The sequence below is a fragment of the Ferruginibacter profundus genome (assembly GCF_054783275.1).
The window spans coordinates 2,093,657-2,114,454 of the sequence record NZ_BAAGQW010000002.1 but is presented as its reverse complement, the minus strand read 5'-3'; the positions used below and the strand labels follow the sequence as shown (position 1 = coordinate 2,114,454).

The window sequence follows — 20,798 nt, the reverse complement described above, 5'->3', positions numbered from 1 at the left end:
CTTCCTTTATTTATATTTTAAAAGAAACCAAAGGATACAGGGCGTGAAGCACATGTTTAAAAATATAGTAACTGTTCTTACAGAAAAAGAAAAGAAACGGTTTGGTATTTTAATACTGCTGGATATTCTTATCAGCCTGCTGGATATTTTTTCACTTGCTGTATTGTTGTGGATCATCAGGTTGTATGTGCAACCCGGTATTCAAAGCAGGCTCTCTTTTTTGCCGGCAACTTTTGCAAAAGACAATGCCATACTTTTCATTGCACTCTTTGTTATTTTTTTTGCCATTAAAAACCTTGTGGCATATTTTGTTTCCAAAGCGTACTACACTTTCAGCAGCAAGGTAGCCATTCGTATGTCGCAACAAAACCTGGTTAATTACCAGCAGGCAGCTTTTGAAGAATTTATTAATAAGGATTCTTCTGCACACATTCGTACCATTTGTTTTCAGCCTTTTGAATATTGCCAGTATATGCTTGCCGGTATTCAACAGCTCATCACACAATGCTCACTTATACTGATAACAATCGTTGCCATCATTCTTTTTGATGCAAAACTATTCCTGCTGTTGTTACTGCTATTATTACCACCAGTTTGCCTGGTGGCTTATTTTATTAAAAGAAAATTGGCAGCGGCAAAAAAACATATCCAGGAAAGTAACCAGCAATCGTTGCAATATTTACTGGATGCATTGAAAGGTTATGTAGAAGGTAATATTTACCACCGCAATGAATTTTTTCTTAAACGCTTTGTCAGCACCCGGCAAAAATTCAGCACACATTTATTTGATTCCATAGCATTACAGGGCATGCCCAACCGCATTATTGAAATATTTGCCGTGCTTGGATTATTTGTGATGGTGGTAATAGCCCGGTGGAATGGCAATGATGACAGTGCTACATTTATAACCATCGGAGCTTTTATGGCGGCAGCTTATAAAATAATCCCGGGCATTGTAAAAATGATCAATGTAAGCGGGCAGATGAAAGCCTATGATTTTTCGCTGCATGAATTAATGCCCCGTAAAAAAGAGAATACCATATCACCGGTAATTGATAACGCAGCAACCCTCCGGAAAATAGAATTTAAAAATATCAGTTTTCAATATGCCCGGCAACAGGTGCTCAGCAATATTTCTTTCAGTATAGAAAAAGGAGATTTTGTAGGCATTACCGGGGAGTCGGGCAAAGGAAAAACAACCCTATTTAACCTGGTATTGGGTTTTATACCTGCTGCAAATGGCGGTGAGGTATTAATGAATGATGTTATTGCGTCAACAGGCACCATACAACAATACTGGCCATCGATCGCTTATGTAAGGCAACAAAAATTCTTTATTCATGACAGCCTGCTGCGTAACATTACCTTGGAAGAACAAGGTTATGATACAAAAAAATTAAATGATGCTTTACATATATCAGGGCTTGAAAAAGTGATTGCCGGATTTTCTGAAGGCCTTGAAAAAATAATCACAGAAAATGGCAGCAATATCAGTGGTGGCCAGCAGCAACGGGTAGCCATTGCAAGGGCGTTGTATAAAAACAGCGCAGTGATATTGCTGGACGAACCGTTTAATGAGATTGATGATGCAGGCACTGCTTTATTACTGGAACATTTCAGGCAACTGGCGCAGGCAGGCAAACTGGTGGTAATGATCACCCACGATAAAAAAAGCCTTTCTTATTGCAATAAAACTATTTCGCTTGATGCATAGTGCAAACTATACATTGATTATGCTTACACCGGGCTTTCCTTCATCTGCGGCAGATACTACCTGCCTGCCGTTACAGCAAAGTTTTGTAAAGCATTTTAAAGAACTATATCCCCAGGTAAATATAATTGTACTCAGCTTTCATTACCCTTTTACAAAAACAACTTACGATTGGTATGGAGCAACGGTGATAAGTTTTAATGGCCATAACAAAAGCGGCATAAAAAAATTATTATTGCGGCGTTCAATACAAGCCGCACTTAAAAGAATTAACCGCAATAATAGAATAACAGGTATAATAAGTTTCTGGTATGGCGAATGTGCTGCAACAGGCCATTGGTTTGCACGAAAATATAATTGCAAACATTATTGCTGGTTGTTTGGCCAGGATGCCCGTAAGGAAAATAAATATCCCAGGCGGGTGCAGCTAAAGGCAAACAGGTTAATAGCGCTATCAGATTTTTTACAGGATGAATTTGAAAACAATCATGGAATAAAACCATTGCACGTTATTCCTCCAGGAGTTGATGTAAAGCAATTTGGAATAGCGGCAAAAGAAAAAAATATTGATATCCTGGCGGCAGGGTCATTAATTCCACTAAAACAATATGATCAGTTGATCGAAATTATTGCCGCTATTAAAAAAGAAAAGCCTGCCATTAAAGCCATGCTGATTGGCGAAGGGCCGGAAAAAGAAAATTTAAAAGCGCTTATTTTAAAATACGAATTGCAGGATAATATTGAACTTACCGGTGAGTTGCCGCATGATATGGTATTGCAGCTGATGCAAAGTACAAGCATTTTTTTACACCCTTCTTCCTATGAGGGTTTTTCCGGCGTATGTCTTGAAGCTTTGAGCAGCGGTGCAGCAGTCATCAGCTTTTGCAGGGCCATGCATAAGGATATTGATCACTGGCATATTGTAAATAATGCTGAAGAAATGAAACAAAAAGCGTTGACTATTTTGCAAACTGGTGCTATCAACCTAGCTCCGCAGTTTCCGTTTGTAATAGCCGATACGGTAAAAGCTGTTGCCCGGCTTTTTAATTATTCCTGAATCTTATTCGTTAACGCAATTGCGTTTTCAAAAACAAAAGCTGCGGAATAGCGGGTGAGGCAATGTGTATCGCCGTAGCGGCAAATTTCCTGCATACAATTGCCACATTCAAGATCGGCGGAATGCAATAGCAAAGTATGATTACCCAATGGCGTGGAGCGTTGGCTTTTTGTAGCGCCAAACAATGCTACTGTAGTAATGCCCGATACCCAGGCCATGTGCATCAGTCCCGAATCTTCAGTTAACACCAGTTTTGTTTTTTGGATAAGCGCAAAAGCCTGCAGCGGAGAAGTTTTATTTACAAGGTTGATCAGTTTATTACCCAGCATTTTTTTCATGACCGTGCTTTTTTCTGCGATGGTATTTACACCAATGATAAGAAATTGCGTACGGGGAAATTTTTGTAACCAAAGCTTTGCAAAATCAATATAATTATCAACGGGCCAGTTACGGGTAATAAAAGCTCCGGCCGGATTGAGCACTACCAATTCACTTTCGCCATCCCAGCCATTTGCCTGTAGTATGCCTGTACAGTAATCTCCATTTTTAAATTGAAAACCTGTTGTATCTGCATAACATTTGCCAAGGCCGATAGCTTCTATGGTAAGCCTTGTACTTTCACCTGCGGCAATGGGAGAAAAACGATCAAACTCTACCCATGCTTTGGGCATCAGTGATTTGCGAACGATATGGCTTATAATATTATTTTGCAGATCGATCACTACATCATATCGCTGCAGCAATAATTCAGGCAATAGTAAACCGGTATACAATAATTGCTTTTTAAGACTGCGGTGGCCTTTAATACAATACACTTTGTTAAACAACACTATATTCCGTGGAATTTCGTGTACCTCTTCCCGTGTTAACAGGTCCAGCCTGGTACCGGGCGGCAACATTTTTTTTAATTGCAGCAGGTAGGGTAATGTGATCACCATGTCGCCCATGGCCTGCAGGCGTATAGCAAGTACCCGACGCGGCATAGTTTTTTTCTTCCAGGGTTTTGACGGTATACCGGCTATTGACTGTATGGTATTATCTGCACCTGTCATCTGAAATATTGTAACATGGCTTTTGCTGTTTTTTTTGCAGGTACCACACTTAACGGTTTATTTTTCCAGGCTTTAAAAAAATTGCGAATGGCTTTGCCCGGCACTTTATTGGTTAAACAATCTTCCCCAAAGTTGATATACAAACGGAACCTGGTCTCTTTTAAAAGTACGGGGCTCATGTGCTTTTTATATTCCTCTATCAGCCTGATGTATTTATGATAATTCTTTTCCCAATTAATATGACTGTAATTTTTATCATGAATACGGCGGAAAAAAAGTGGTGTATAAAGAATGATACCCTTAAAATTACTTGCCAGCCGTACTATAAAATCTATATCCGAATCTGTTTCTTTAAAAGGCGAAGCAATATCCATACAGGTTCTGCGAACTAATAATGCCTGTAAATAGCCGGAAAGAGCGGATTGAAAAAATGAAGCGAACAGGTCACCATATTTCATCCCTTCTCTTTGCGTATAAAAATAATCTACCGGTTCGCCAGACCGTATAAAATTAAATCCTCCTGTAACACAAAAGCCGGCTTCAGGATTTGTTTCTAAAGCACTTACCTGTTCTTTAAGTTTGGTGGCAGCCCAGATATCATCAGAATCAATAAAGGCAATAAAATCACCTGTCGTTTTATCAATACCCGTTTTTCTTAGTTTGCTGATGTTACCTGTTCGTGCTGTTGTATAAAAACAGATCCGTTCATCGTTTAACTGGTGAATGAGTGCTGCAGTATTGTCGTCAGAACCATCATCCATAATAATAAGTTCCCAGTTAGAATATGTCTGGTTTCGGATACTTGCAATCGTTTCCGGTATATATGCGGCCCGGTTACAGGTAGGCATAACAATACTTACTTTAAGCGATAACTCCGTACCAGGCATTTTGAATCAGTTTTTACGGCCCGTTGCAGGGCTACCACTAACCAAACGGGTTTTCTTTTAAAAAGGATGCTTTATAACTGCAAATTACCGCTGTAAAAAATAGATTTACAGGCAACTGTTAACGCTGATTACCCGTTGTAAGGAGTACAAACAGATACTAATCCTGACAGCAGCATGAAAAGGGTACTTTTATTTAATCCACGAAGTGCAAATTATAAACCAAGGATACCGAATTCCATTCTCAGTATCGCTTCTTCTATTGAGGGATTGTGTGACTATGCCATAGTGGATGGCAACCTGGAGCAGGACCCATGGGAGAAGATACACGGTTACCTGGCAAGCGGTGATTTTGGTTATTTTGGCTGTACCTGTATGCCGGGGCCGCAATTAAAGCAGGCCATACCCATTTCAAAAAATATCCGTGCATTGTTTCCTGCTATTAAAATCATCTGGGGTGGTTACTTTCCTTCTAACCAGAATAAAGTAGTACTTAATTCTTCCTTTGTTGATTTTGTAATCAACGGGCCAGGAGAAAAATCTTTTCCTGCATTATTAAACGCATTGGAAAAAAACGAACCCTACGAATTTATACATAACCTCATTTACAAAGCCGGCGAACAGATTATTAAAACCGCTAAGGATGAATTGTATGATCCAGACGAATTACCGGCATTGCCTTACGATACACTAAACCGGTTTTATCCTTTAAAATATTACCTCGGTAAAACTTATCTCGGTACAAAAACCATTGCCTATCATTCCAGCATGGGCTGCCCTTTTAAGTGTTCCTTTTGTGCGGTGGTACCTATTTACAATGCCCGGTGGCGGGGTAAATCGGCACCATTAATTTATAATGATATTAAATACCTGAAGGATAAATTCGGCGGTAATGCTATCGAATTTCATGATAATAATTTTTTTGTTTCTGAAAAAAGAACGGTTGAATTTTCCAAGCTGATACTTCCGGAAAAAATGACCTGGTGGGGAGAAGGAAGAATTGATACCATTGACAAATATAGCGATGCATCGCTGGCACTGATGAGAGAGAGCGGTTGCAAGATGATCTTTTTTGGCGCAGAAACAGGCAATGATGAAATTTTAAAAAAGATGGATAAAGGCGGCACACAAACGGCTGCCGAGATAAGGTCTTTTGCGGCACGTATTGCAAAGTTTGATATCATACCTGAGTATTCTTTTGTGTTGGGCACGCCGGCAGATTCCCCGGAGCAGGCGATGAAACAAATTGAGCAGGATATAGCTTTTATTAAAGAGATCAAACAGATCAACCCCAGAACAGAAATTATTATTTACGTATACAGCCCCGTACCAGCAGAAGGTACCGACATGTACAATAAAGTATTGGGGAGCGGTTTTCATTTTCCGGAAACACTGGAAGACTGGATAAGTCCGCAATGGGAAAAATTTGACCTGCGGAAAAATCCATTAACGCCGTGGCTTACACCGGAGATGATCAATAAAATAAAGGATTTTGAAACGGTATTGAACGGGTATTATCCAACCGCATCAGATATCAGGCTGAATAACTTTAAGAAAAATGTACTTCGTAATGTAGCGTCACTGCGTTACAAAACCGGGCTGTATGCAAAACCTTACGAGCTAAAGGCATTGCAGGTATTGTGGAAATACCGGCAACCTGAAATTGAAGGCTTTTAAATTATTATTTTGAACACAGTACTGAAAAATATTGTTGCCCATACGTATAAACCTTTGCTGGTTAAATATCTTTCTAAAACAAGAACCTATAGGTATAAGGATATACGTATGAGTATTCCGCCGGAGGTTTTTCACCCGGGATTTTTTTTCAGTACACAATTATTGTTACAACACATTAACAGGATTGATGTAAACCAAAAGCAATTTTTAGAACTGGGTTGTGGCAGTGGCCTTATTGCCATGGTGGCTGCAAAAAAAAATGCCATAGTTACTGCCACGGATATTAATACAATTGCCATTGAAGCACTAAAAAAAAACTGCGTGCAGAATAATGTTACCATAAAAGTTATTACATCAGATCTTTTTTTAAATGTTCCTCCGCAACAGTTTGATATCATTGCCATTAACCCGCCTTATTATAAAAAGCAACCGGTAAATGCAAAAGATCATGCCTGGCTTTGCGGCGAAAACGGAGAATATTTTGCCTCCTTGTTTGCAACGCTGGCCGGCTATATACATGCTGACAGCGAAGTGCTGATGATTTTATTTGATGGCTGTGATATGGAGATGATATACGCCATGGCAGCAAAAAATAATTTTAAACTCACCTGTGTATACCGTAAAAAAAATATGCTGGAAGAAAATATTATTTACAAAGTGGAGAAGATCTGATGAACACCATCTTTACATATAACCCTGCTGATGAGTTTGAGCAATTGTATATCCACCTGCGTGAAAAGGAAGGCCGGATGTATAAAGATGAAGAAGTGGCTGATCTGCCTGTAATAAACGAACTGCATCCTTATTACCACGAGTGGGAAATCAGAAGGCGTTCTGCAAAAAAATTGATGGAGTATATCAGGCATAAAAATAATGAACCCGATATACTGGAAATAGGTTGCGGCAATGGCTGGCTATCGGCGCAGCTGGCCACAATTACAAAAGGTAAAGTAACGGGTATTGATGTGAATGGTGTGGAGCTGCAACAGGCAAAAAGAGTGTTTGATAAGATAGCTAACCTTAATTTTATTCAGTGTACTTTAAACAGTGAACAGCTGCAGGATAAAAGTTTTGATATAATTGTTTTTGCAGCATCTATGCAATACTTTTCTTCTTTAAAAAAGATTATTACAGAGGCTTTAAATTACCTGACGCTGCAGGGAGAGATACATATTACCGATACACATTTTTACAGGCAAAACGAAATTGCTGCCGCTAAAGAAAGAACAGTGGCATATTTCGCCAGTGCAGGGTGCCAGGCAATGACGGAATTTTATTTTCATCATACTATTGAAGACCTGGATAAATTCAATTGCCATTTTTTACACGACCCAACTGCTTTTTTAAACAGGTTGAATAAAAACAAAAATCCGTTTTATCATGTGGTAATAAAAAACCGGTACCAGTAAGAAATATATGCAAAATGTATTGACCACCTATAAAAGATACCGCACACTGCAAACGCATGTTATCAGTGCTTTACCTATTGTGATACTGATGCCGCACAGTGCCTGTAACTGCAGGTGTGTAATGTGTGATATATGGAAGGGCAATCATAATTTAAAGCAGCTTACCACAAATGATATTACAGGTTTATTAAGCGCTTTAAAAAAATTTGGCACACAACAGGTCTTGATGTCGGGTGGTGAGGCACTGTTAAATCCAAACTTTTTCAGGTTTTGTGAAATTCTTAAACAACAAAAAATAAAGATCAGTTTATTATCTACCGGGTTAACCCTGAAAAAAAATGCGGTACAAATAGCTGCGTGGGTAGACGATGTAATTGTATCACTGGATGGCGATGAAGCAATGCATAATGCGATTCGCAATATCCCCGATGCCTTTGGCAAAATGGCAGAAGGAGTTGACGTAATAAAAGTAATTAACCCCGATTTTAAAATTACCTGCAGAACAGTGATACACCAGCAGAACTTTAGAATATGGCCACAAATAATTGATAGCGCAAAAGAAATAGGGTTAGACCAGGTAAGCTTTTTACCCGCTGATGTAAGCAGCCATGCTTTTAACAGGGAAGTATTGTGGGATGATAACCGGCAACATGAAATTTTGCCAAAAGAAAAAGACCTGCCTGAATTAAAAAGTGTGATTGATATTTTACTATCTGCATACGAAAGAGATTTTACTGATAATTATATTGCAGAATCTCCTGAAAAAATTAATAAGATATACCAGTACTATGCGTCGTTTTATGGATTGAACGAACTGCCTTATAAAAAATGTAATGCGCCATGGGTATCCACCGTAATTGAGGCGGATGGCACTGTGCGGCCTTGTTTTTTCCATGAGGCTTATGGCAATATAAAGGATGATTCTCTGGAAGACATTGTAAACAGCGCCACTGCTATTAATTTCAGGAGGCAATTGAATATGGACAAGAACGAGACCTGTAAAAAATGTGTTTGTTATTTAAACCTTTCTCCCCAAACAAAAATATAAATGAACCATATACTTTTTTCACATTCTTACTTTCTTCGTTTCGATCCCAAGCAATGGTTGGCAGGGCAGCCTTATGCGCCATTGGGAACATTGTATGCAGCAGCTTTTATGAGAGAGAACGGTTACCATGTGTCATTGTTTGATACCATGTTTGCTCACCAGCCCGAAGAAGTGATTGCGCCACTGGAGATAATGCTGCCACAATTTTTTGTGGTGTACGATGATGGATTTAATTACCTCACCAAGATGTGCCTTACCAATATGAGGGAAGCCGCATTTAAAATGATCCGCTATGCAAAGGCAAGGGGTTGTACGGTGATTGTTTCCAGCTCCGATAGTACTGACAGGTATGAAATGTATTTAAATGCCGGCGCCGATTTTATTTTATTAGGCGAAGCTGAAACCACCCTGCTTGAATTAACGAATACCATTGCGAAAAACGGTACTGATTTTTTTGCTATTGAAGGATTGGCATTTAAACAACATAATGCGGTTGTAAAAACAGCAAGACGCAGTGTGTTAAAAGACCTGGATACTTTGCCTTTTCCTGCCTGGGATATTATTGATATGGAGCCCTATAAAAAAATGTGGCTGAAGCATGCCGGCTATTTTTCGATGAACATGGGAACCACAAGAGGCTGCCCCTTTAAATGTAACTGGTGTGCAAAGCCTATTTATGGTAACCGGTATAATGTACGCAGTCCGCAAAATGTGGTGAAAGAATTAGTACTGCTGAAAGAAAAATTTCAGTTCAACCATATCTGGTTTTGTGATGATATTTTTGGATTAAAGCCAGGCTGGGTAAATGAATTTGCAAATCTTGTTGAAAAGGAAAACCTGCAATTTAAATTTAAAATGCAGGGAAGAGTTGATTTATTATTACAGGAAAATAATATTAAAGACCTGGCAAGGGCAGGCTGTGCCAATATATGGATGGGAGCCGAAAGCGGTTCACAAAAAATACTGGACGCAATGGACAAGGGAACAACAGTGCAACAAATTTATGAAGCGACCAGGTTGCTGAAAAAAAATGGTATCCATCCATCTTTCTTTATCCAGTTTGGGTATTTGGGAGAAACCAAAGACGATATTGAACTGACCATAAAAATGATCAACACTTTATTGCCTTACGAAATTGGTATCTCAGTTTCGTATCCGTTACCAGGTACTGTATTTTTTGAGAAAGTAAAAAATGAATTGCATCATAAAACCAACTGGACAGATTCTGATGAAATGGCATTGATGTTCCGCAATACTTACCAGCCGGCATTTTATAAACAATTGCATACGTATGTTCATAAAAGCTATCGAAAACACCTGGCATTTGAAAATGCAAAACAGTTGATGGCAAACCCGTTTAAGGCCAATTATAAAACTATACGCAAAGCTATTTCCTGGTTGTACTATTTGCCCGCTACTTTTATTGAAAAACAAAAATTGCAGTATTTACAAAAACCTGCTGCATGAGTTTATCTTCACATCATATCAATGAAGAACAGGCCGCAGCTGCATTCAGTAATCAATCCGCTCAATTTGATGCATTATATTCCGGCGATACTATTATCCGGTATAAACGGGAAAGGGTAAGAGATCATGTGCAACAATTTATTTCACCTGCAAGCGCAATACTGGAACTAAACAGCGGCACCGGTGAAGATGCCATTTGGTTTGCGCAGCAGGGGCATACGGTGCACGCCACAGATATTTCAAAAGGCATGCAGGAGCAATTGCAGCAAAAAGTAAAAGCTGCCAACCTGCAAAATATGATCTCCTGTGAATTGCGTTCTTTTACCCAGCTGGAAAACCTGCAGCAACAAAAAAAATACGATTATATTTTCTCCAACTTTGCCGGTTTAAACTGTACCGGTGAATTGGATAAAGTATTACAGTCTTTTAATGCTGTATTAAAACCCGGGGGGAAGCTCACCCTCGTTATCCTGCCCCGGTTTTGTTTGTGGGAATTTTTATTATTATTCAAGGGGCAATTTAAAACCGCTTTCCGTCGCCTGTTCAGCCACAAAGGAGTAACTGCACATGTAGAAGGCGGGTATTTTACCTGCTGGTATTATGATCCCGCTTTTGTAAAACAACAATTAAAAAATGATTTCGAGCTGCTTGCAGTAGAAGGCCTGTGTACATTGGTGCCACCATCATACATGGAGGGCTTTGCCGAAAAACACCCGTCTGTATATAATTTTTTAAAGAAAAAAGAGAATAAATGGAAGCGGAAATGGCCCTGGATATGTATCGGGGATTATTATATCATCTCTTTTAAAAAGAAAGAATAACTTATTCGGTAATCAACAGACTTTTATTTTGCCTGTATAATATCTGGTCTATCTTACTATCATATTGCTCCAGGATTTTAAACTGAAAATTTTTAGGATCGGGTTTGGCAAAATGTTTTTCTGCCAACATACCCATGCAAATTCCTTTGGCATTCAGGTTGAGTTTATGTTCTTTCTTTTTCCAGCGCCTGGCGGTAATTTTCATCAGCCAGTTGTCGGCGCTGTCACCCAGCTTTCCGTTCAACAGCATCTCTGCAAAAGATCTCGGCCATCCTTTTTTAATTTCCTGTGCAGTGGTAATTTTTGCCTTGTATCCCGGGAAATAATTTTGTACCCATTTATTGGTATACATAAAATTATTCACCCTGCTCAATCCTTCCATCGGGATCAGTGTGATGATCTCCATTGCGGTGAAGATATTTTTTTCTTCTATTTCCATACCGGCTTCATCCACGTAATAATTCATACAAAACCAGTTTTGCCTGCCCGCCAGTTTTGCCAGTTTATAAAATATATGCATTATGGTACGGGCAATCCAAAGGCGGTTGGTTTTGGCAATGATAAAAAAATCAATATCTGAATTATCATCAGCAAAGTTTTTTGATAAGGAACCTGATAAAGCCAGGCCTTCCACAAAAGGAAACTTTGATAAAATACGGGCTGCTTTTACTGCTTTTTTTATTTCTTCAATTGCTTTTATATTGCCACTACGCCTTCTTGCAGCAATCGCAATATTATTTTGTAAAGAATAAAATTCATCCAGTTTAAAAAGGCTTTTATTTTCAGTCAATAATACTAACTGCTCGTCAACTGCTGCCTGGCTGGCAGAGGTACTTAAAAAATTCCGTATCTCTTCATTAGTTAAGGGGTAATGAAAAATATCAAAATACGCCAGCGTTTGTAATATGTTAACCTGAATACGAGTCAAAATAATAAAGCTTTAAATTTAAAATTCTGCATTTTGCCAATGCATTTTTGCTGCTGCTCTTTTTTGTAATTGTTTTAGTTTGTAATACTTTCTGTAACTCTGGTTGGCAGTATGTGTTGCAATAATCAATCCATCACGGCCATCCAAAAATCCTAACCTCAGCAAATACCCGTTGATAAAAGCCCAGGCCGGGCTTAAAAAAATTTTTGACCAGTGTACTTTTTTGCCCGAATTAAAAATTGATTCTGCTGCTATGTTGCTTACTTCTTCGTTGCGGATCAGGTATTCATCAAACGATTGACAGTTATAATGCAAGAGATCGCCTTTCAGTTGTTGTACTGCACAATTTTCTGTAAGTACTATTTTATCATGAGGGTTTAACCCGCCGCAGCAGCCGATGCGTTTGTCAAATAAACGTAACTTTCTGTCAGGGTACCATAAGCCATGACGAATAGGATGGCCGCAATAAATATTACAACGGTTCATGGAATAGGCCTTGTGATCTACATCCTGTTTTACACCCGCAATAGATATTGCCAGTTGATCGCTCAGGGCTTCATCTGCATCCAGTAAAAGCACACTATTATAAGCTGCTAATTTAATAGCCTTATTCTTCTGCTGAATATATCCTGCAAAACTTTGCTGATGAATAACAGCACCTTTCTGCAGCGCAATGTGTACCGTAGTATCGGTGGAAAAAGAATCCAGCACAATGATCTCATCTGCCACTGCTTTAACGGAATCAAGACAGCGCCCGATATTTTTTTCTTCATTAAAAGTGATTACCACCACCGAAAGTTTGTTCATCCTACGGACCGTTTATGTATACTATTAAAAACGTATCAAAATGTTGCCTGGTTGCCTCTGTACAATATTTGCGATTGACTGCCGGTTAAAAAAAATGAGAAAAAGAAACTGTAAAAAAATATGCCTTTATTCAGATCAAGTATATTTTCTGAAACAGATACCATAGCAATTAAAGCCATAAAAGAAAAAAACAGGAAATCCTTATCTTTCACCGCAACTGAAAAGCCATGGTACAATACAAACAGGTACAGGCACAGGCCAATTATTCCGGCTCTTAATAAAGAGCTGAGGTACTGGCTATGTTCGTTAAACTCTTCCAGGTAAGAGATGTATAATTTATTATCAAAATATTTTTGTTTTAATAATTCCTTTTCAGTACCCGTTCCATAACCAATTACCGGCGATTGTTTTACCAGGTCAAAAGCCAGTTGCCACCTGGCTACACGGGGCTCCAGGATTTCATTGTTAATGGCCGCCTGGGTAAGATCATTTTTAAGCTCACTTACATACCTTGTTTTAAAGGCATCAATTTTTGTAATTGTAAAAAACAAGGCTACAGCTATAACTCCTGAAATACCCAGGAATATTATTCTCTTTTTGCCGGTGAGTAAAAAGAAAGATACCCCAACAGGAATAATAAAAAGCATACCACCCAAAACAGCCCTTGATGTTAATTGTACTATACCGGTAAAAAGAAGGCAACAGCAGGCTATAAAAAATATTTTTTCGTTATGATTTTGTGTTTTAATTATAGCGTATAAAAAAATGAGTAAAGCAAAGGCGGCATACATTGAAAGGTATGTTGCATGCATGGCAACCGGCAGCGAAAAATTATGATTGATAAATGCTGTCGTGAATAATGCAGAAAATGGTAAATGAAAATATAATATGGTGCGGATGGCATCAATATAGAGATATAATATTACTGCGGTACAGGTAAAGGCAAAGATTTTTAAAAGCGGTAGTTTGTAAATGGAAAAATTAAGTGGGTTAAGCGCCAGTAATACCGGTATAATAAAAATAGCCGACTGACGGCCGGCAATATTTAATCCTTCCGTTTTATCTGTACTGTAAAAAATTGTAGCCACGCTCAATAAAAAAACCGAAACCGGCAGTATAGTGTTTTTGTGCAATAGCAGTGGCAGCCGGTCTTTTTTAAGGTGAATCAATGTGTGCATGGCAAAACTTATCAGCACTAACTGGCTATAAAAAAAATCGAATGGAAGGGCAATACAAAAACAAGCCAGGTGGTAGTAGCTGATCTTGTTAGCGATAGTATCGTGAATGATAAAAAGTGATCTCATTTTTTATGATGGGTATGGCATTCCACAATAAATTTTTCATACTGGTCAATGATCAATGGCCAGTTATAGCTGTTCTTGATTTTCATAAAATTATTCAACGTCATGGTCTCTTCTTTTATAGCTGGTTGTACTGCTTCTATAAGTTGCTGTACATCTTTAGAGGAATTAAAATAATAGCCATTGCCATCTAAAACAGCCCGGTTAAAATTATTATCATGTGCAGCAATCAATACCTGGCTGGCCATGGCTTCTATTAATGATGGATTGGTGCCACCAACGGTATGGCCATGAAAATAAAGCGGGCAATTGTATTTAAGTGTATGGGTAATTTGTGTATCGTAAATTGCCCCGGCAAAAATTATTCTTTTATCCTGTTCAAATTTCTTTACTATCCGTTTACCAAATTTGTTATTGGTATTGCCCACCACCACAAACTTTTTCTCTGAAGCTGATTGATGAAATCCATCTAATATCATTTCAATGTTATTTTCAGGCTCCATCCTGGCCATCAGCATAAAATAATTTTTTTTATGGAGATTATATTCTGATAAACATTCTTCCCTCTGATTATCCAGTATTTCGGCACCATAGGCAATGTACTGGCTGTGTTTACCATATTTATTTTTCAAATAAGTATGCATGCCAATAGAATCAGAAATAAAATAGTCGCTGAATTTTACCGCCAGTTTCTCTGCATATTTTAAAAACTGCCTTACCGGTTTTGAATATTTGCGCCGCTTCCATTCAAAGCCATCCATGTTTGAAATAATGACGGTGTTTTTAGGATATAGCCTGCCCCAAACCGAACTGCTGGTATACCCCAGGAAAAGTAATACATCAAAATTTCTTTTACGGGCATCCATTACACAATTAAAATCATATATAAATTGTCCGGCGGTGCCCAGCTTGTATTCAGCATCAAAACAGTGCACAATATCAACACCATTAAATGTTTTTTCCTGGTAAGAATGTTTATGGGAATTGTATACCGTTACAGAATGACCTTTTTGCAACAAACCCACAGAGAGTTTTTCTGCAAGTTGTTCAAACCCGCCGTATTCATTGGGAATTCCCCTGGTACCGATAATGCCTATTTTCATGTATGATATATTTAAGGGTTACATCATTATTGATTTTTTGCAGTATTGCTGCCAAACAAACTGTTTTTAATTTTTACTGCCGGCCCGTAAATAGCGGCAATAAACTTTTTAGCAGGCGCTGCATCCTTTACAATCCAATCTGTTGTACGTGGCTTTTCCACATGGTGCTGGTGCACAGTATACGCATACGTGGCAATAGATGTACGATACTTATGTTCCGGGAAATGCGTCATGCCATAGCCATGCAATGTATAGGCCCTTGTCTGCTGGATGATCATGCGGTTAAACGGTACTTCCAGTTCTTTTTCTTCGCCGCTTCGCAGGTCAACTAATTTTAAATGCCCCCTGTATTCCGGCTTCCAGTCTTTGTTCAGGTATAACAACAGGTTCATATTACGGTACCAGTTTTTATGCATCGGGTGGTAATTAAAATCGAGATGCATATCGAGGAAACTATTCTTTTGCCCCTGGTGCAAACCGCCACCATGATTAACAGGATCAACAAAAACATTTTCGTTGGCGATATAACTCAGAAAATCATTCATGGCATCTGAACACAGGTCTTTTTGCAGCTCTTCAAATAAAGGCCCCAGTTCTTTATAGTTGGCTTTTTCAAATTTGTTGTGTGCAAAAATGTAATCCCTGCTTTTATTTTTCAATTCAGGAATGCCATCATACATGCGGCTGAGCTTATCCGGATCACAAAAATTGTCAATGGCCAGGTACGGATAGGGCTTTGCCAGCAGGTAATCTGTTCTCAGCTTCTCTTTGTTGTGGTGTAAAAAATCAAAATTGATCATGACATGCTGTTTTGTTGTAGTAACCGGTAAAAATGGTCTGCTGTATTTTGCCAGTTGTATTGCTGCTGTATTGTTGCCGCAATAGCCGCAAGCGAATTATTATCCGGCTTGTTGGCCAATACATCATACAAAGCGTTTTTAAAAGCGATATAGTTGCCTGTATTTACATGATGTTTACCAAAAAAAGTAAAATCACCCAATGCCGAGCTATCAGAACATACAACAGGAATTTTTAAAGCCCCGGCTTCTAATGGTGGCAGACCAAATCCTTCTGCCTTTGAAGGATACACAAAAACTGCAGCGGCTTTATAAAAATTCAGCAGGTCTTCATCACTGGCCTTTTCATTAAAAATGATAAAGGCCCTTATAGTTTGGGATAAAGCATTCAGCATACCATCAAACTCTGGTGTTGTAATACTTTCGTGTCCTATAAAAACCAGATGGTATCCGGCCTCGTATAACTTCAGGTCTAAATAGGCCTTCAGTAAAAGGGTATGGTTTTTTCGTGGCTCCCGCCTGCTTACAAAAAGAATATACTTATCAAAACCATATTTATTTTTTATAAAATCCTTTGCTGTTTGTTGATCGTAAGGCTCAAAAAAGGAGGCATTAATACCCAGCCTTATTACATTTACTTTATTTGCCGGTACATGCAAATACTTTTGAATTGATTTTTTGGAATAATCAGAATCTGTAGTAAGTATATCTGCTTTTTTAGCAGCTTTTTTGTAAAGAAAATTTTTGCTTAAGCGGTACCATAGGGGAAACTCTTTCGGATACTCGTTAAACAGCACATCATGCGTAGTTACAATAAACCTGCAATTTTTTATCACCGGCACCATATACTGAAAATGGGCATAGTGAATGCCATACTTTTTTATCAGCAGCGGAATATCAAATAAAAGCCTTCTTATACTTGAACGACTCTTTAACCTGATAAAAAAAACATTTTCTGCTTTAGGAAAGTACTGCTGCAGGTTTTCAATATCGTAAGCAGCAATGTATAGTTCAAGTTCTTTTTTATGCAGTAAAATATTGTACAGCTCTTTTATAAAAGTGCGGCTGCCCTGGAACTCACCATCAAAAATATGGGCATCTAAAAATAATTTTATGGTAGTTGCCGGTTTCATAAGCGGTACAATTCTTTTATTGTGTGTAATGAGCCCGACTCAACATCCGTTACCGGCATATCTTTAATTACATGCAATCTTTCAGCAGCTTGTAAAAAATCAAGTTGCCCTTTTTTGTTTTTTGAACTGCGGTTCACCGATTCATGAAATCCATCAGCGGCAGTATATTTGGTAAATGGTGCTGAAAGATCTTTACGCACAAAGAAAGCATTTACGCCGGTGCTTGCAGTACCAATAAAATCATAACCCTTCTTTTCTGCCAGGTAGCAAAGGGCCGCTAACGAAGCACCATAATATAAATTTGAAAAATGCGCCCTGGTTTGCTCAAAGTCTGCTGCATAAGGCACACTTACTTTATTGTCATAACCAAGAGTGGAATTATATTCGCAGATTATAATTCTCGGCTTCACTACTTCAATGGCATCCCATATCCAGTAATCGTTGCCATCAATATCTATACTTAACAAGCCGATATCGCTGCAACTGGTATAATTGCTGATAAGAGTATTGATATTTTCCCTGGTGATAAAACTATGGCAGGCCGTAATACTGTACTTCCAGTAAATAAAATCATTTTTAATAAAACGAATATGCTGCTTGCTGCCATCTATAACCAATCCCTGCCAGTTATTATTCAGCAATAAAAAACGGGTATTCGATTCTGTATAATATTCCACGCCAAATTCAATAAATACAGGATTAGGGATTTTTACCCGGCTGATAATATATTGAATGATGCCGTCCTCACCATATTGAGAAAAGACCTGGAAAGCAACATCGTCAAGGCCGGCAATATGTATTTTTGATTTATTGGCCTCCGCAAGCTGTTTGCCTGTAAGCACAGCATTTTTAAAAGTATCATAGTGAAACTTCTGGTAGCATTTATTGTAATAATATTTTAAAGTATTGCGGATCATTTTGCCATCAATAGCAGTAATTTTTTACGAACTGGTTAATAGCTTATATTTTTTATAAAAACGGTGTACAAATTTTTGTGGCAGGCACGATAAAATAAAAAGTCCATACCCTGTGGTTTGAAAAGGCATAAAATGTATTGCCTTACGCACACTGGACCTTGCTTTGGCCGGCTGATAATTATTCCACAAATATTTTTTTGCAACCAGTATATTGTAACTGTAATTTTTAAACCGCATAAAATCCTGGCGCTGTAAAATTTCAAGCAGCTCTTCTTCCTGTTTTTTTGATATGCTGTCAGTAAACAGCATCTCTTTTTTTAATACCCCAAATCTTTTACCGCGTAATTTTTCATCCACCGTTACCGACTCCGGGTTTAGTCGTACCATAATCAACGGCTTCTTTGTATTGCATACTTTTCCTTTGGTAATAAATTTTATCCAGAGGCGATAATCTTCAAACGTGTGTGCCCTGGCGTCGTAACCGCCGATAGCAAGTGCCGTCTCTTTTTTATACATTACCGAAGAATGAATAAAAGGGCAAAAACTGCCGATCCTGTCATTGATCTCTTCATGCGTATGCCCCACGTTGGCATAGTGATACAGGTATTCGCTGTTATGATCGGCATAATCTACATCCGATCCTGTTAATACATACTCCGGGTTGGTTTTAAAAAAATCGTATTGAATCTGCAAACGTTCAGGATAGCAAATATCATCCGCATCAAAGCGGGCAATCAAGGGTGCAGCAGCGTTCAGCAACCCGATATTTAATGCCGCCGCAATACCCTGGTGTGGCTGGTTGATGAGCTTGATTCTTTCGTCTGCAAAATTTTTTACGATACGTTCTGTATCATCTGAAGAACCATCATTAATAACTAATAATTCAAAATTTTGGAAAGACTGGTTTAACACAGAAGTTACTGCCGCAACAATATATTTTGCGGCGTTATACGCAGGCATTAAAACTGTTATTTCAGGAACTTGCTTCATTACTATTTTGCAGCTGGTGCTTTTGTGTTTTCTTTAATATTCAAAAACAATAACAGTTCAAATAAAACGGTAACGGATAATTGTTCAAACCAGTAATCTAAAAAAAAGGCGCCTGTCATCAGTAACAATACCGGAATGCCATAAGTGAGTTTTTTATATTGCTTTACAAAAAAGACCAGGTAAAAAAATATAAAGGCAAAGATTCCTGCCAATCCGTATTCACCAACTAATTGTGTGTAGGTAGAATTGGGTGTATTGATCAACGAATGAGTTTCACTTCCTTTAGTAAAATAATTGAGGTACAAAGCAAGACTGTTATTTTTAAAATCATTACTGATAAATGCATACCTGGCAGGGTATCCTCCTGCAATTTTTAAAGCACTTACCCGGAATGCCAGTTTGGAAGAAAACATACCCATGCCGGTTCCGGTAATAATTTTCAGCGGATGCATTTTGAAGTAAGCTGCGGTTTGCAACAGTGCAATTATTTTCCCCGGCATATTGTATCGCTTTACAGATGATACGGATTGTTCAATACTATCGGCTTTGATAAAAGCTATCAGGTTTTCCTGGAAAACAGTGGTGTCGTTTTTATGTTGATAAGGAGCACTGTGAATGTTGGCTTTTGGTATTTCGGGTTTCTTTTTTAGATTATCAGCAGTAATAATAGTTGCTGTACCGGTTGTTGTGGCAGGATTATTTTTTGCCAGCATTGCAGCCGCCATACTGTCTATATAAAGTATGGCAGTTTTTTGTTGCCTCTCATCGTGGGTTAAAATGCTGTCGGGCTTTTCTGTAACAGGGATGATCTTATTGTTTTTTCCATTGGAATGTTTTGTTTTGCCTGAAAATTTTTCATAGGCATCCGTTATATAATTGGTATTTTCAGGAGAGATCTTTGCCAGGAAAACTACAAGGAATAATAGACAAACTACAATGATACTTTTTTGGCTTTTGGTACTTTGAAAAATAAAAATATACAACAGTACACAGCACAATAGCAGGTTGGTAACATTGCTTCCGGTTAATAATAGTATTACCATGCATAATAAAGCAAGGCCCGACTTGTTGCGTAATAAAAAATACAACACACCAAATGCACTGATCACGGCATTGGTGGTAGAGGTATCCAGCGTAATACCTTTGATATAATCGCCGGTACCAATGAAATATTTTTGAAAATTACCCTGGTACTTGTAGGGATTAATTGCCCCGGTTTCCCAAACAATACTGCCGTACGTAGCCAGCGAGGCAATTGCATTAATGATAAAAAAAACGAGCAGTGTCTGATGAATGATTTCCGGGTCGTTTTTTTCAACAGCCGATTTTACCTGGTGTGCAGCAATAATACAAAGTAACCAGAAAAAAATTCCGGTTACCACAGCTAATGAATAATTGATGTTGGTCAGCAAACCACTGGTAAGCCAGTTGAAAATGGCGATCCCGGTTATTAAAAGATAAAAAACAGGAAGTCGTGGTGTAGTAAAACTGAAACCCAATTTAAAACCGGGGCGCAAAAAATACAGCAGCACTACAGCAGCAACTTTTACTACCAGTTTTACATTTAAAAATAATAAAAGAAAAACCAGTAATTTCCAGTCGATGGCTGCAAGCTTTTTTTGTAAAATGGCAGTTACTTTTTTAATGCTCACCCGGTGTTGTGTTTTGCGTAAAGTATCAGTTGTTTTAACCCGTA

The 20,798-nt window shown here is 38.3% G+C and carries 19 protein-coding genes; 8 read left to right on the top strand and 11 right to left on the bottom strand.

Features of this window, described 5'->3' with window-relative positions; genetic code table 11:
• The first annotated feature begins 52 nt into the window (after positions 1-52).
• Both ACYVM0_RS19155 and ACYVM0_RS19150 read left to right on the top strand, forming a co-directional pair.
• Complete coding sequence (locus ACYVM0_RS19155; protein WP_460559669.1) at positions 53-1,714, top strand: ABC transporter ATP-binding protein; 1,662 nt, start codon at positions 53-55, stop codon at positions 1,712-1,714.
• Positions 1,707-2,768 carry a glycosyltransferase family 4 protein gene (locus tag ACYVM0_RS19150; RefSeq protein WP_460559885.1) on the top strand — a complete coding sequence of 354 codons (1,062 nt, stop codon included), beginning with the start codon at positions 1,707-1,709 and terminating at the stop codon, positions 2,766-2,768. The genes ACYVM0_RS19155 and ACYVM0_RS19150 overlap by 8 nt, the downstream gene beginning before the upstream one ends.
• Here the strand turns inward: ACYVM0_RS19150 and ACYVM0_RS19145 are convergent.
• Both ACYVM0_RS19145 and ACYVM0_RS19140 read right to left on the bottom strand, forming a co-directional pair.
• The gene (locus ACYVM0_RS19145) at positions 2,759-3,820 is read right to left on the bottom strand and encodes a glycosyltransferase family 9 protein (RefSeq protein ID WP_460559667.1); all 1,062 of its coding nucleotides are present in this window, start codon (positions 3,818-3,820) and stop codon (positions 2,759-2,761) included. The genes ACYVM0_RS19150 and ACYVM0_RS19145 overlap by 10 nt on opposite strands.
• Positions 3,817-4,707, bottom strand: coding sequence for a glycosyltransferase family 2 protein (locus tag ACYVM0_RS19140; protein WP_460559665.1), 891 nt, complete (start codon positions 4,705-4,707; stop codon positions 3,817-3,819). Before ACYVM0_RS19140 ends, ACYVM0_RS19145 begins: the two co-directional genes overlap by 4 nt.
• Positions 4,708-4,881: 174 nt before the next feature.
• Between ACYVM0_RS19140 and ACYVM0_RS19135 the strand changes: the two genes are divergently transcribed.
• Genes ACYVM0_RS19135 through ACYVM0_RS19110 form a run of 6 tightly spaced genes read left to right on the top strand, consistent with a single transcriptional unit; the run spans position 4,882 to position 11,126 of the window.
• On the top strand, positions 4,882-6,381 hold the full coding sequence (locus tag ACYVM0_RS19135) for a B12-binding domain-containing radical SAM protein (RefSeq protein WP_460559663.1): 1,500 nt from the start codon (positions 4,882-4,884) through the stop codon (positions 6,379-6,381).
• 9 nt (positions 6,382-6,390) lie between these two features.
• On the top strand, positions 6,391-7,053 hold the full coding sequence (locus tag ACYVM0_RS19130) for a class I SAM-dependent methyltransferase (protein WP_460559661.1): 663 nt from the start codon (positions 6,391-6,393) through the stop codon (positions 7,051-7,053).
• Positions 7,053-7,790 (top strand): class I SAM-dependent methyltransferase, encoded by a 738-nt coding sequence (locus tag ACYVM0_RS19125; protein ID WP_460559659.1) that lies wholly within the window; start codon positions 7,053-7,055, stop codon positions 7,788-7,790. Before ACYVM0_RS19130 ends, ACYVM0_RS19125 begins: the two co-directional genes overlap by 1 nt.
• 7 nt (positions 7,791-7,797) lie before the next feature.
• Positions 7,798-8,838 carry a radical SAM protein gene (locus ACYVM0_RS19120; protein WP_460559657.1) on the top strand — a complete coding sequence of 347 codons (1,041 nt, stop codon included), beginning with the start codon at positions 7,798-7,800 and terminating at the stop codon, positions 8,836-8,838.
• Positions 8,839-10,305: a B12-binding domain-containing radical SAM protein gene (locus tag ACYVM0_RS19115; RefSeq protein WP_460559655.1), complete on the top strand. Its 1,467-nt coding sequence runs from the start codon at positions 8,839-8,841 to the stop codon at positions 10,303-10,305.
• The gene (locus ACYVM0_RS19110) at positions 10,302-11,126 is read left to right on the top strand and encodes a class I SAM-dependent methyltransferase (protein ID WP_460559653.1); all 825 of its coding nucleotides are present in this window, start codon (positions 10,302-10,304) and stop codon (positions 11,124-11,126) included. The genes ACYVM0_RS19115 and ACYVM0_RS19110 overlap by 4 nt, the downstream gene beginning before the upstream one ends.
• Before the next feature lies 1 nt (position 11,127).
• Here ACYVM0_RS19110 and ACYVM0_RS19105 read toward each other — a convergent pair whose 3' ends face one another.
• Genes ACYVM0_RS19105 through ACYVM0_RS19065 form a run of 9 tightly spaced genes read right to left on the bottom strand, consistent with a single transcriptional unit; the run spans position 11,128 to position 20,754 of the window.
• A complete protein-coding gene (locus ACYVM0_RS19105; RefSeq protein WP_460559651.1) occupies positions 11,128-12,054 on the bottom strand; it encodes a nucleotidyltransferase domain-containing protein in 927 nt (308 codons plus the stop codon).
• Positions 12,055-12,072: 18 nt separating this feature from the next.
• Positions 12,073-12,861, bottom strand: coding sequence for a glycosyltransferase family 2 protein (locus tag ACYVM0_RS19100; protein WP_460559649.1), 789 nt, complete (start codon positions 12,859-12,861; stop codon positions 12,073-12,075).
• A gap of 35 nt (positions 12,862-12,896) precedes the next feature.
• Positions 12,897-14,165 (bottom strand): O-antigen ligase family protein, encoded by a 1,269-nt coding sequence (locus ACYVM0_RS19095; RefSeq protein ID WP_460559647.1) that lies wholly within the window; start codon positions 14,163-14,165, stop codon positions 12,897-12,899.
• Positions 14,162-15,265 (bottom strand): glycosyltransferase family protein, encoded by a 1,104-nt coding sequence (locus tag ACYVM0_RS19090; protein WP_460559645.1) that lies wholly within the window; start codon positions 15,263-15,265, stop codon positions 14,162-14,164. Before ACYVM0_RS19090 ends, ACYVM0_RS19095 begins: the two co-directional genes overlap by 4 nt.
• A gap of 26 nt (positions 15,266-15,291) precedes the next feature.
• Positions 15,292-16,065: a 2OG-Fe(II) oxygenase gene (locus ACYVM0_RS19085; RefSeq protein WP_460559643.1), complete on the bottom strand. Its 774-nt coding sequence runs from the start codon at positions 16,063-16,065 to the stop codon at positions 15,292-15,294.
• Positions 16,062-17,195, bottom strand: a complete 1,134-nt coding sequence (locus ACYVM0_RS19080) for a glycosyltransferase family 4 protein (RefSeq protein ID WP_460559641.1) — start codon at positions 17,193-17,195, stop codon at positions 16,062-16,064. Before ACYVM0_RS19080 ends, ACYVM0_RS19085 begins: the two co-directional genes overlap by 4 nt.
• Positions 17,192-18,112 carry a hypothetical protein gene (locus ACYVM0_RS19075; protein WP_460559639.1) on the bottom strand — a complete coding sequence of 307 codons (921 nt, stop codon included), beginning with the start codon at positions 18,110-18,112 and terminating at the stop codon, positions 17,192-17,194. Before ACYVM0_RS19075 ends, ACYVM0_RS19080 begins: the two co-directional genes overlap by 4 nt.
• 24 nt (positions 18,113-18,136) lie before the next feature.
• Positions 18,137-19,102, bottom strand: a complete 966-nt coding sequence (locus tag ACYVM0_RS19070) for a glycosyltransferase family 2 protein (RefSeq protein WP_460559637.1) — start codon at positions 19,100-19,102, stop codon at positions 18,137-18,139.
• Positions 19,103-19,104: 2 nt separating this feature from the next.
• Entirely contained in the window at positions 19,105-20,754 is a 1,650-nt protein-coding gene (locus ACYVM0_RS19065; RefSeq protein ID WP_460559635.1) for a hypothetical protein, read from the bottom strand.
• Positions 20,755-20,798 lie beyond the last annotated feature (44 nt).